Annotated in this window: 10 protein-coding genes; 8 read left to right on the plus strand and 2 right to left on the minus strand. The window is 57.5% G+C overall.

Translation table 11 applies throughout. The annotated features are described in order from the left end of the window. Positions 1-8: 8 nt before the first annotated feature. From Poly21_RS26905 to Poly21_RS01605, 5 genes are all read left to right on the plus strand, one after another. Complete coding sequence (locus tag Poly21_RS26905) at positions 9-185, plus strand: hypothetical protein (RefSeq protein ID WP_302117188.1); 177 nt, start codon at positions 9-11, stop codon at positions 183-185. A gap of 3 nt (positions 186-188) precedes the next feature. Further along, on the plus strand, positions 189-773 hold the full coding sequence (locus Poly21_RS01590) for a hypothetical protein (RefSeq protein WP_302117190.1): 585 nt from the start codon (positions 189-191) through the stop codon (positions 771-773). Positions 774-877: 104 nt separating this feature from the next. Next, positions 878-1,954 carry a BPSS1187 family protein gene (locus tag Poly21_RS01595; RefSeq protein WP_302117191.1) on the plus strand — a complete coding sequence of 359 codons (1,077 nt, stop codon included), beginning with the start codon at positions 878-880 and terminating at the stop codon, positions 1,952-1,954. Between the two features lie 177 nt (positions 1,955-2,131). Further along, positions 2,132-3,622 carry a glycerol kinase GlpK gene (gene glpK / locus Poly21_RS01600; protein ID WP_146405298.1) on the plus strand — a complete coding sequence of 497 codons (1,491 nt, stop codon included), beginning with the start codon at positions 2,132-2,134 and terminating at the stop codon, positions 3,620-3,622. Beyond that, positions 3,619-5,190, plus strand: coding sequence for a glycerol-3-phosphate dehydrogenase/oxidase (locus Poly21_RS01605; RefSeq protein ID WP_146405299.1), 1,572 nt, complete (start codon positions 3,619-3,621; stop codon positions 5,188-5,190). Before glpK ends, Poly21_RS01605 begins: the two co-directional genes overlap by 4 nt. A 183-nt stretch (positions 5,191-5,373) precedes the next feature. Here the strand turns inward: Poly21_RS01605 and Poly21_RS01610 are convergent, their stop codons facing one another. Both Poly21_RS01610 and Poly21_RS01615 read right to left on the minus strand, forming a co-directional pair. Next, complete coding sequence (locus tag Poly21_RS01610) at positions 5,374-6,918, minus strand: sulfatase-like hydrolase/transferase (protein ID WP_302117193.1); 1,545 nt, start codon at positions 6,916-6,918, stop codon at positions 5,374-5,376. A 275-nt stretch (positions 6,919-7,193) separates the two neighbouring features. Next, on the minus strand, positions 7,194-7,979 hold the full coding sequence (locus Poly21_RS01615; protein ID WP_146405301.1) for an outer membrane protein: 786 nt from the start codon (positions 7,977-7,979) through the stop codon (positions 7,194-7,196). 377 nt (positions 7,980-8,356) lie between these two features. Between Poly21_RS01615 and Poly21_RS01620 the strand changes: the two genes are divergently transcribed. From Poly21_RS01620 to Poly21_RS01630, 3 genes are all read left to right on the plus strand, one after another. Then, the gene (locus Poly21_RS01620) at positions 8,357-11,860 is read left to right on the plus strand and encodes an FtsX-like permease family protein (protein WP_146405303.1); all 3,504 of its coding nucleotides are present in this window, start codon (positions 8,357-8,359) and stop codon (positions 11,858-11,860) included. Beyond that, positions 11,841-12,602: a lipoate--protein ligase family protein gene (locus Poly21_RS01625; protein ID WP_146405305.1), complete on the plus strand. Its 762-nt coding sequence runs from the start codon at positions 11,841-11,843 to the stop codon at positions 12,600-12,602. The genes Poly21_RS01620 and Poly21_RS01625 overlap by 20 nt, the downstream gene beginning before the upstream one ends. A 134-nt stretch (positions 12,603-12,736) precedes the next feature. Further along, positions 12,737-13,018 (plus strand): DNA-directed RNA polymerase subunit alpha C-terminal domain-containing protein, encoded by a 282-nt coding sequence (locus Poly21_RS01630; protein WP_146405307.1) that lies wholly within the window; start codon positions 12,737-12,739, stop codon positions 13,016-13,018. Positions 13,019-13,025 lie beyond the last annotated feature (7 nt).

Here is a 13,025-nt window from a genome sequence, read left to right on the forward strand (position 1 = left end):
CTTTTCCAATGTTCGCTCCCGCCGATATTCCGTCCTTCATTCAAACCGTCCACGGATTGGAATACAAAGTAACCCGCTCGTCGCGTCATGATGAAATCAAGCAGCCCAAACGCTCCCGGAAGACCGGTCGCACCACGACAAAGAAAAAATCGAGTAAACCGCAGGGCGCTGGTCAAGGCAGCTGATTGATGGCGAACGACGAACACGGGTGTGAACCTGAAAAGCCCGGATCGTTCTTCGCTGAATCAAAAATCGGCAGTAACCGCAGGGATGATCTCGTGCTACCGACCAGAAAGCTGTCCGACCGCGAGGACCTCCTTGCCGAGGGTGTGAACCTACCTGAGCGCGGTCGTATTACCGAACCGAATAAGGGGCGGGAGTGGATTGTGGGATGGCGAGACGGCACGGCTTTGTCTCTGTTTGATGGTGCGGATCGGGTGTTCCAGTTCAACACGTCTGGACAACTGCGACGAGTCTTTTTAGCCGGTCAAAAACTCGCCGCTCGGGATGGCGAACTGAGCCGCCTGACACGGCGGAGTGATGCGGCCGGTCGCATGGCATTCGACACCATCGCCCTCTCAACGCAGCGGCGAGATCAAGTACTGCAGTGCTTGCAGGTGAGTCTCTCTGAGCTCGCACAGATACTCGCTAGCGGAAATCCCCAGATCGAGACCATCGGGCTGCCCCCGAATGTCTTCAGCGGGCGACTGCAGCGGTGGCTTGATGACGTGAATCCGGTCGTGATTGCCCACGGGCCAGGTGTGGTGGGTTAAAGTAGACCCGCGAGTAGCCGCAATCGTGTCGTCCCCCTCTGGGAAGACCATTGATCGGCAGACTGCGACACAACCTCTCCCCACCCCGCCAGCAATCAACGAACATGATTTCCAGCACCAAAAGTTCTCTAGCGAGCCTGCTGTTCGCCGCCGCAACCTGTCTTTCACCATCCCTGGCAGGCGCCGAATCGCCCAGTCAAAGGACCGACGCCAAGGCACCCCGCGTTGAAGTGCAAGTCCGTGCTAGCGAAGTCGACCCACGTGTCAAATCCTATCCCGAGATTGGATTCGTGGTTGAGAACGCGGAGGGAAAGCCAGCCGACGTCGAGCATGCTTGGTTCGATCCAAACGTGCCCGATCGTGGACGCCTCGTCATTTGGCTGATGGCGCACAATCCGGCGTTGTTTGAACGGTTGACCAGCTATGGCCTGCACGCCATTGACGTACAGTACGCGCGGCAGTGGTTTTCCATCTGCTGTCAGGAGCGGCCCGTTGGCCCAGAGTGTCGTGGTAACATGCGGCTGGAAGCGACCACCGGCATTGATGCCACCGATGAAGTGGCAATCGCGATGCCCGATGCGATGAACGAGCGGGCTTTTCGGCTGGTCAAACACCTAGCTGATCAAAAAACGCCCGGTGACTGGGGTCAGTTTTTGAACGTCGATGGAACCGATTTGGATTGGGATAAAGTGATTGTGGCGGGGGCTTCCCACGGTAGTACCAGCGCAGCCCGGTTTGCCAAGCACCAAAAAGTTGCCCGTGTCGTCGCGCTCTGCGGTCCGCGGGACCAACACCAAACATGGCAGTCACTTCCCTCAGCCACCCCGGCGAATCGCTACTTCGGATTCTCGCACGTGCTCGATCAAGGCTGGGAAGAAGATCATTACTGTCGCAGTTGGGAAATGCTTGGTTTGAACGAGTTTGGTCCGATCGTCAATGTCGACCGCTCTTCTCCCCCGTACGAAAACACCCGCCGACTGATCACCGATGCCGACGTCGGCGATAATGCTGGTCGTGCTCACGGCAGCGTCCAACCTGGTCGCTCGGCGGTCAAAGACCCCATGACCGGCGACTTGATCCACGAAGCAGTTTGGAAATATCTCTTCACCCACGATGTCGACGCAGTCGGGTCACCCGTCCCTGTTGACCTCAACTGTGATCACGAGCAATTGAAGCAGTGAACCGCAATGGAAGCAGTGAACGTCGTGGATCGCTTCGCGCCCCATCGCTCGTCGAGTTTCAAAACACGATCACCAGTGACACAAGCTCACGCGAGCCCAGGGGCTGCGGGCGAATAACGCACGCCCCACCCGATGCTTCCGTCCACCTCACCCTAAACCATCCTTGGAGACTCTCCCTTGAAATACATTCTGGCACTTGACCAGGGCACGACGAGCTCTCGTGCGATTCTATTCGACCGAGCGGGGACAATCTGTGGAACCGAAGCCAAGGAGCTGACGCAGCACTACCCTCAATCGGGTTGGGTTGAGCACGACGCGGTCGAAATATGGAACTCTCAGCGTGATGTGGCTCGTCAAGTTTTGCAGAGTAACGAAATCTCAGCCGCCGAGATTGCCGCCATTGGGATCACGAACCAGCGTGAGACCGTCGTGCTGTGGGATCGTGAGACAGGCCAACCGCTGCACAACGCGATTGTCTGGCAAGATCGACGCACAGCCGATTTTTGTGATCAACTGCGCAGCGACGGCCGTGCCGAGATGATCTCGGAAAAGACAGGACTCGTGATCGATCCCTACTTTAGCGGCACGAAATTGCGATGGCTGCTCGACAATATCCCTGATGCTCGTCGTCGTGCGGACCGCGGCGAGTTAGCCTTCGGCACGATCGATACATGGTTGCTGTGGAACCTCAGCGGTGGACGAACTCATGTCACCGACGTCAGCAATGCCGCTCGGACGATGATGTTGAATCTTCTCACGCTTGATTGGGATGATTCGTTACTGAACCTGCTTGATATCCCCCGCTCGGTACTCCCCAAAGTTCGACCTTCGAGCTATCAGTTTGCTGAGTCCACGGACGACTTCCTGGGCCAGTCCATTCCGATCGCGGGCTGCGCGGGTGATCAACATGCAGCTTTGTTCGGACAGAACTGCACCGAAAACGCGATGGCAAAGTGCACCTACGGCACGGGTTGTTTCGTGCTGATGAATATCGGTCGGGAACCCATTCCATCGAAGTGCAAATTGCTGACAACAATCGCATGCACGCGAGAGGAGCGGCCTCAATTTGCTCTTGAGGGTAGTATTTTCATCGGCGGCGCAGTGGTGCAGTGGCTGCGGGACGAACTCCACATTGCGGACACGACCGTCGCGGTCGCGGAGCTCGCGTCGACTGTGCCGGATAGTGGCGATTGCTACCTTGTACCTGCGTTCGCGGGTCTTGGTGCACCACACTGGGATCCTTATGCACGAGGCACGATTGTCGGTATTTCACGCGGCACAACCTCTGCCCATCTGGCTCGCGCAGCGATCGAAAGCATCGCCTTTCAGGTCGCAGATGTGCTCGATGCAATGAACGCCGATACCGGAATTGCCGTTAAAGAACTACGCGTCGACGGTGGCGCAAGTGCCAATGATTTTCTGATGCAGTTCCAAGCCGATATTCTGCAGGTGCCCGTCGAGCGTCCCCGGGTAATTGAAACGACGGCACTCGGAGCAGCATTCCTAGCGGGGCTCGCGGTGGGATTTTGGAAGAACTTGGACGAAGTCGAAACCATTCGACAAAGTGAACGAGTTTTTGAACCATCGATGCCGAGCGCTGAAGTGGCAAAACGTCGCGCTCGGTGGCAACAGGCTGTCCAGCGAAGTATGGGCTGGCAAGAATCATGAACCGTGAAAAATTTCTAAACGAAGTTCATGACCGTCGAGAACCGTTTGACATTGTTGTTATCGGCGGCGGCGCCACCGGTGTCGGGGTGGCCTTGGATGCTGCCGTCCGCGGCCTCTCGGTACTCCTGCTCGAACAGAGCGACTTTGGCAAAGGCACATCGAGCCGCAGCACGAAGCTCATCCATGGTGGTGTTCGCTACCTTCAGCAAGGCAATATCTCCTTGGTGCGTGATTCGCTTCACGAGCGTTCGCGACTGCAGGCCAATGCACCGCATCTGGTTCATCCGCTGCCCTTTTTAGTTCCTTGCGAATCGTTATGGCAACGGTTCATGATGCGGACCGGATTTATCCTTTACGATCTGCTAGCAGGAAAAAGCAAATTCCCACGTGCCTATGGCGCGTCGTCCGAACGGGCAAAACAGATTGCCAGCACAATTCAGCCTCGGCGAGTTCGTTGGGGCGGTGTCGTCTATCACGATGGTCAGTTTGATGATGCGCGGTTGCTCATTCATATGGCAATGACCGCTGTGGACCATGGTGCGTGCGTTCTCAATGCTGCCAAGGTGACGGGTTTACGCCACGACGACGAGGGGCGTGTCTGCGGCGTGACTTTTGAGGACCAGCAAAATGGTTTGTCGAGGGATGTGGAAGCACGCTGCGTGATCAATGCTACCGGCCCATTCTGTGATGCCATCCGCCGCAGCGATGATGCGTCCGCCGAGCCCATTATCGCGCCGAGCCAAGGCGTGCATATTGTATTGCCGCGTGAGTTCCTGCCCGACGACACGGCGATCATTGTTCCCAAGACGTCCGACGGCCGGGTGTTATTTTTGATTCCTTGGCATGGCCACGTTGTCGTGGGAACCACCGACACCCCGATCGAACATGCCACGCTGGAACCAACGGCGCAAAGGGATGAAATTGAGTTTTTGCTCCGCACCGCGGGCGACTACTTAACGCGTGTTCCGAGCCGAGACGACTGCCTGAGTGTCTTCGTCGGCATCCGGCCTCTAGTGCGTCCGCCTAGTCGCGGCAGCGGAACCAAAGGCGATACAAAATCCCTGTCTCGAGACCATACCATTCTCGTTTCCAAAACCGGCTTGATCACGATTACCGGCGGCAAATGGACGACCGTCCGTCATATGGGCGAAGACTGCGTTGATCGCGCTGTCGAACTGGTTGGCCTGAAGACCAATGGTAAGTCCACCGTGCAACTCGCACTCCACGGCGCATCTGACGCGCCGAGCGACTGCGTCTACGGTACCGACGAGGCATTCATCGAGCAGTTGATCGCTGCCTCGCCAGAACTGGGCCGGCAACTCCACGAGGATCTCCCCATCCGCGCCGCTGAAGTTGTCTGGGCAGTCCGCCGCGAGATGGCTCTGACGGTCGAAGATGTCTTAGCACGGCGCACCCGAGCGATGTTCCTCAACATTCAGGCCGCCAAGTCGATTGCCCCCGACGTTGCCCGGCTAATGTCGATGGAACTCGGACACGATCAAGCTTGGCAAGATCAGCAGTTAGCCGATTTCCAAACTACCGCTGCACATTTCGAGCTAGCTCGATAATTTTTTTGAGAGGAATGAACTTGCAGCTCGATGATGAGCAAAAGGCAGCGTTCACCAGAACGTCATCGGGCGCGGTCCAGGGCCTCACTGGCAGTCATTAGGCGAGCGAGCGACTTGCGGCTGACACGGTGAGACGATAGCAACGCCGGTTAACGCTTGGCGGCTGGGATGAGTGGTTCTCCACTACTGTTGATCTTCGCCGTCTGGATAGGCCCCGACCAATACGTCCGGGGTGGATAGGTCAACGTGCCATTTTGGTGGTGGAACGAAACCTTTGCTTCCGACACCGTACGGAGGCACGGCGTCGCTCGGTTGCAGAGCGCGATATTCGATCAGCATGCGGCCAAGGCGTCCGACTTTGTCGGGATAGTCGGTTGCTAGGTTTTTGGTTTCATTGGGATCGGTGCTGAGATGGAATAGCTCGACTCCGGCCTTGGGCTCAGTCAGTTGCGACTCAGAGATCAACTGAGGGCCATTCACCTTCAATTTCCAGCCATCAACCAGCACGGCAAGATGCTCGTTTTCGTCGCCAGATTGACCGTGGTACGAGTACCAGGGGCGACCATCCGACTTAAATTGATCCGATGAAGTCAGACCGCTCAACAAGGAGATACCGTCAAGGGGAAGTTCGGGATCCGCTATGATCTCCCCCCCGGCGGCATCAACGATGGTGGGTAACACGTCAATGTATCCGCAGACATGCTCACTCTTAACACCGGCCGCCAGACGGTCTGGCCAGCGGATGCATGACGGAACTCGCACGCCACCTTCGTACACCGTCAATTTGCTGCCTCGCAGCGGTGAATTCAATCGCGGCAGCGAGCCGACGCCACCATTGTCGCTTAGAAACCAGACGATCGTATTGTTCGCCTCGCCTGAGTCTTCAATCGACTTGAGGATTCTCCCGACGCCTTCGTCCATCTCCCAAATCATCGCTTTGAGGATGGCGATGTTTCTCGCTTTACCTGGCTTGTTTCCCTTAGTCTTCGCAGAGTTTCTGTCGTCGAATCGAGCGATCGTCTCCTCCGGTGCTTGGAAAGGAGAATGAGGAGCGTTGAATGGAACGTAGCAGAAGTAGGGTGCCTCTGAAGCTGACGAGTCAGTGATCCATTTCGCCGCCGCATCCGCGATCAGATGGGTTGAGTAACCCTGCTCATCGGAAGGCTGCGCGTCCACATGCCAGTCTCGGACATCCTCACGAGTCAATTCAAAGTAGTCGATTGCGCCGTTGTAGTGCCCGTGAAAGTGAGTGAATCCTTGGTTCAATGGATGCCACTTGGAGCGGCGATGGCCCAAGTGCCATTTGCCAAACACTCCTCGATTAGCGTATCCAAGATCGGCCAAACGCTCGGGCAGAGTCACTTCGCTAACAGGCAGACCGAAATCTCGATAGGGCGGGATGACCGCGCGAGCGGCACCAAAGCGAATGGGGTAACGACCCGTCATCAATCCCGCTCGGGTCGGCGAGCACATCGGTGCGACGTAGAATTGGTTTAATTCAACCCCTTCGCGGACCAGCCGATCGATATTGGGTGTTGGGAAATTTTTGTTGTGGTATCCCACACTATTCCAACCGAGATCGTCGGCGAGAATCACCACAACGTTTGGTTTGTTCTCGTCCGCCTTAGCGATCGGTTCGCCGGATCGTCGTTCATCCGCGGCAACCTGCCCTGCGATTACAAAGGTCAGAGCGAGCAGGACGTAGAAACGAATACCGAGCCACATCATCAGGTTTGATCCAGAACAGGAAGAAATCTCAGCCCAGGATCGACCCTGGAACCAACAACACTGGCCATTATGCACGGTGCTGCGGTGCCATTCAATCAGATCGAGGACTCGGCGAGACTACCACAGAAGGCGGACGACACGTCTGGAACACTCGCTCCAGCGTCATCGTCCTCCCCAGCCGCGCAGAACGTGGACAGCCCTCCCCAAACGTTTGGAGAAGGACCGTCCCGCAACTGACGTCTCAGACCTTCCTGCAATTGCGATGGAGCAACCGCTTAGCGATTGAAACGCACACCGAAGAACACATTCTCGTATTCAGGTCTGGCCTGAGCCGCTGAGGCGCCGTTGATGTCCACGGTCACGTCAGTATTGCCCAGGTAGCGGTACTCGGCGAACAAATCGATGTTGCGATTGATGCGTTTAGCGGCACCAGCGATACCCTGGTACGCAAATGCAGCGTCATGAACATCGGAAGGCCCCAACGGTGTGCTGATGTCTGCATCAAACGCCGCGACGCCAATGCCGCCACCGATGTAGGGGGTCACGCCCGCAATTTCCAGGGCGCTGATGTCGTAGTACATATTGGCCATGGCAGTGTAAGCAAAAACATGCCCACTGTGGTCGAATGCACCGCCACCTGCGAAGACTTGATCGGCAGTATTGCTGCGGAAACCGGCTTCGAGTTCCCCACGCAGCCCGTGACCAAAGCGTCGCCCGACGGCACCTCCGATCGCCCACCCATCGCTGAACGTTGACGTGACGCCGCCTGGAAAGATATCACTGTTGTAGTCATGCAAGAAACTCCAACCGCCGAAGAGACTGACGTAGCAGCAGGATTCAGGGCAGCAGTCGTCGTTGCTTTTCCAAAGAGTTCGCAGCCGATCACCGTACCCGCCGTGTGAATCGCAGCCAGTATCGCAAGCAGGCCCTGCACACCCGTCGCTGCAAGCCGAATCACAACCATCGCCGAACATGGATCTCAACGGTCCGGATGCCTGAACGGTGGAAGAGCTGGACCAGGCGATCATCGTCGCCACCAAAAAGAAGATCGTTTTTTTCATTGTCTACGCCGCCTTGCGAGATAGAAGTATACGAATTGGATACCGAAAAAGCCGTCGCGAGCATTACCTGTAGGGGGATGCCCAGTGGCTCCAGTTAGCCCATTCGTCTTTTCTCTGCCGTTTGGGCGGAGAAAAATGAACTCGTCCATACAACGCGTACGAACGAACAATTCAATGCACGTTGCGAACGCGGCATGGTCGCTGCAACCCTTCTTGGATCGATAAGCACGAATCCTAATTGAATCCGGACATCCCAGACCCATTCTCAGCCGACGTCGCGGTGGGGCTGGTTGGACTTTGTCCTTTGCCACGTGACAGAGGCCGAGCGTCCACGGTATCCTGAAGATGAATCTCGATCCCAATCTTTAGGAACATTGATGGCCCATTCGTCTCGTGCGTTTTCCCTGCGCCGCGTAGTCTTTGCGACGCTACGACATCGACTCGCCGTCACGATTGCCGTTGCCCTGGGCGTTGCCACCGCCACCGCGGTGATCGCCGGTGCGCTATTGGTAGGAGATTCGATGCGAGCGAGTTTGCGGGCGTTAACGGTCGAGCGTCTCGGCCGGATCGAGTCGATTCTGGCACCGGGGCAGTTTTTTGCAATTGACAGCGTCCATGTCGAGGACGCCAACGACGGAGCGGCGGTCAGCCTCATCCTTTTTCCCGGCAGCAGCGTTGAAACGAAAATCAAATCGGAGGCCAGTTCACAACCTGGCGGTTCGGCAGCGGCGGACAATCTACCGCGTATTCGCCATGTGGGTGGCGTGCAAATCGTGGGGGCAGATGAATCGTTTTGGGACCTCGATGTTTCCGGTGTGCGGCCCGATACCATGCCGGGTGAGTACAGCGTCGTACTCAACCAATCCGCCGCTGACGCATTGGAAGTTAGCATTGGCGACGATGTTACGCTTCGCTTGCCAGTCGAAGGTGCCGTCCCTGCAGACAGTCCATTGGGCAAACGTGAACTCCTCGGCGAGGGACTGCCCCGCATGCAGGTGGCGGCAATCGTGCCCGATCGCGGCTTGGGACGATTTTCACTGACCGCCAGTCAGAGCGTTCCTAAAACCGTCTTTGTTTCACGCGCAGTGGTCGCCGACGTGCTCGACCGAACAGGCCAAGCGAATGTGATGCTATTCGACCACGCGTTGCCGGACGACGCCGTTTCGCTCAATCTCGATTCATTGGGCTGGAAACTACAGCGAGTGAGCAACGGCGAGGCAATCGACTACATCTCCCTCTCGAGTGATAGCCTACTGCTGCCTCAGGTTGCAGTGGATCGCATCATGGCGGCGATGCCCCCTGGTGATGCGACCCCGCTGATGACCTACCTAGCCAATGCCATCGACAAGGTCGATAAGGTGAAGGTCGATAACGTGTCCGACACCGTAAACAGCGTGCCTTATAGCACGATCTCAGCGATTGATTCGGGGCCGACGCTGCGTTTGGACTACGCCATTGCAGAAGGAGTTGACGCCGCTGGCCGAGTGCCAATTGTTCTCAACAGCTGGACCGCCGATCGCTTGGGTGTGAATGTGGGATCGCCACTGCGGGTCTTCTATTTCGAGCCGGAGGTGCAGCGAGGCAAGGAGATTGAACGCTCGTTCGACGCCGTGATCACGCAAGTTGTGCCGCTCACTCCACGCGCAGGACCCTATCGGCCGGGGCGGCCAGGAGTGTATGACGCACCCGTTACGGCGTACAACGATCCGGACATGACACCCGACGTTCCTGGGGTGACGGATCAAGATTCGATTGGCGACTGGGATCTCCCGTTTGCGCTGGAGAGAAAAATTGATCCCGAGGATGATCAGTACTGGAACGAGCATGGTTTGACGCCGAAAGCGTTCATCCCACTGGCAGCTGGACAGGAGCGTTTCGGAAGTCGATTTGGCAAAACCACCGGACTGCGGTTTGTGCCGGGATACGACCTCGATAACTTGGAAACGATGATCATCGCGGCAATCACCCCGGTGCAGGATGACCTGGGGTGGATTCCACGTTCGATTCGTAGTGAACAGCTCGCTGCATCCAAGGGCACGACACCTTTTGACGGATTGTTTTTGGCGCTGTCGATGTTCGTGATCTTAGCGGCGATGATGTTGATCGCACTGTTGCTGCGGCTGGGCATGCTCCAGCGGATCGACGAGTTCGGCACCCTACTCGCTGTCGGATTCTCGCCGCGGCGAGTGATGACGTTGGTACTGGGGGAGACCGCGATCACATCGACTGTGGGTGTGTTGATGGGGCTGGTCGGCGGAGTCGGCTACGCGGCGTTCGTGCTGTGGGCGTTGCGATCATGGTGGGTGGGGGCTGTTACGGTCCCGTTTCTGCAGTTTCATGCGACGCCGCTGTCGATAGTGCTTGGTGGGATCGGCGGATGGTTGGTCTGCATGGCAACGGCGGCATGGACGCTACGCTTTCTATTACGTCTTAACCCAGCTGCGCTCTTGGGTGGACGGCGAATGTCAGGTGCTGCCAAAGCGGGCGACCAGAAACGCCGATGGCTCGCCGGTCGCGGCCGGTTGATTGCCATCGGTCTGTTGGTGGTGCTGGCACTGGGCGCGGCGGTGGCAGGCTCACGAGGCAGTGCCCAGGCGGCGGCAGGTGGCTTCGTCGGCGGCGGGATGCTGCTGCTGGTCGCCTCGCTATTGTGGATCCATCGTTGGCTAGCGGAGCGGCGAATGATGCGTCCCTCCATGCGAACTCTAGCGACAGCCAATGCGCGGCGCAATCCCTTACGGAGCACACTGACGATCGGCTTAGTGGCAACTGCCGCGTTCTTGATCCTGTCGATTACGGCGTTTCGCATGTCGCCGACGCAAGAGGGCACGGGTGGGTTTGACCTTATTGCCGAAACGGGAGCACCGATTTCACTCGACCTCAATGACGAGGTGGTGCGGGAGGACTTGTTGGGTCGCGATGCTGAGCGACTGGCCGATGCCACGCTCGTCGCTTGTCGGATGCGCAGCGGTGAGGACGCCAGCTGCAACAACCTGTACCAAGCGACACGGCCCACCGTGCTCGGCATTCCCGAGCAACACGCCCTGGACCAATTCGGCTGGGCCGCGTCGGGGGCCAAGGGTGCTCAAACGCCATGGCAGTTACTCGATCGGCAAGCATCGGGCACGGCCGACGATCCGATCCCGGTTGTGATCGATCAGAACACGGCGATGTGGAGCTTGCAGATGACCGGAGGCATCGGGCAAACGAAGACATTTGACTACGGCGATGGCAAGGCACTGACATTCGAAGTCACCGGCCTGCTGGCAGGCTCTGTCCTGCAGGGCAAGTTGATGATTGGGGAACGGAATTTTGAGCGAGCGTTTCCCGAGCAGAGCGGCTATCGTTATTTTTTGATCCGCGCAGGCAACGAAGAATCCCCCGCTGCGATCTCCGATGTCCTCGAATCACGGCTGGTCGATGTCGGTATGGATGTCGAATCCGCCCCGCAAGTACTCAGCAGCATGCTCGCAGTTCAAAACACGTATTTGCGTACCTTCCAAAGCCTTGGAGCACTGGGGCTACTGCTGGGCACCATTGGGTTGGCAGTCTCCCAACTTCGCAGTGTCCTCGAACGCCGCAGCGAACTCGGTGTCCTGCAGGCGGTAGGATTCACCCGTGGGCGGCTAGCAACACTGGTCATGGGCGAGAACTTCGTGCTCCTCCTGCTGGGCATGGGCTGTGGCGTCATCACGGCGATCCTGGCGGTACTGCCCTATGCGTGGATGACGGGTAACTCGGTGCCGATCGCAGAACCTCTGTGGATTCTGTTGGGAATTTTAGTATTTGGAATGCTGGCGGGGTTGATCGCGGTGTGGCGGGTCGCGACATTGCCGCTTTTGGATTCGCTGCGAGCCGAGCATGCTGGAATTGAACTTTGAGAGCGCGAGTGCGCGACGCGAACTGGCGCGAGACGAGGCGATGTTGCAGTGGGCTGACGGTGTGGTTGAGCGCGGCCACGTTGATCCCGGCGGTGAACTCACCGATACCGCGTTGATGCGCGTGTGGCGATTCAACAAACCTACTGTGGTTTTAGGCCGCAGTTCAAAGATCGACGAAGAGGTCGACCGCGCGTGGTGCCAGGATCGAGGGCTTGACGTGTTGCGACGTTGCACCGGAGGGGCTTCGGTTGTCGGTGGGCCAGGATGTTTGATGTACAGCGTGGTCGTCGACGTGCCAGCCAACGGCGGGTTACGCAATATTGACGCAGCGCACGATTACGTCATGCAGCGTGTCCTCGCGGCAGTTCGGAGGCAACTCCCGGCGGCAGAACGATCCGGGATCTGCGACCTGACCTGGCAAGGTCGCAAATTTTCAGGCAACAGTCTACGAGTGGCTCGCCACCATCTGCTCTATCACGGCACCTTGCTACTCGCTGCGGATCTGGATTTGATTGCCAAGTGCCTCGCCTTCGCACCTCGCCAGCCGGAGTATCGGCGTGGTCGAGACCACCGAGATTTCATCTGCAACGTGGACCTCGACGAATCAATCTTGATCACTGCCTTCGCTGAGGAATTCGGCGTGCGAGGCAAGTCCTCCGATCGGGAAGATCAGATCGAGCACATGGCCAATGAGCTATTGGTCACCCGTTACAATCGTCACGACTGGCATGAGCGTCGTTAAACCTTCGTGAATTTCTTCCCATTGCCCAAAAAATTTGATACAGTTACGCTTGGTCGATCATGCCATGCTGCCGAATTGCCCCATGGGCGTTTTCGCATTGCTGCTCATTCTCATCATTATATGGAAGGAATCTTATGAAGACGCGAATCCCACTGAGCCAAGCCGAAGAGGACGCCCGCCTGCGCCGCGAGCGTTTGGACCTGAGTATTGCCGAGATGGGACTCTCGGTGCGGACGACCAATTGCCTCGAGGAAACCGGCATCTTGACGGTGCGAGATTTACTCAATGCGACCCCCCGCCGCCTCTTGAAAATCAGCAATTTCGGTGAAAAGACGCTCGACGAGGTATACGACGCCCTAGAACAACTCGGATTCTTTCGTCCGGGTCGTCAAGTCGTGACTGCCAAAGCTCATTAGAGCGGCG

Source organism: Allorhodopirellula heiligendammensis (assembly GCF_007860105.1).
GTDB classification, from domain to species: Bacteria; Planctomycetota; Planctomycetia; order Pirellulales; family Pirellulaceae; genus Rhodopirellula; species Rhodopirellula heiligendammensis.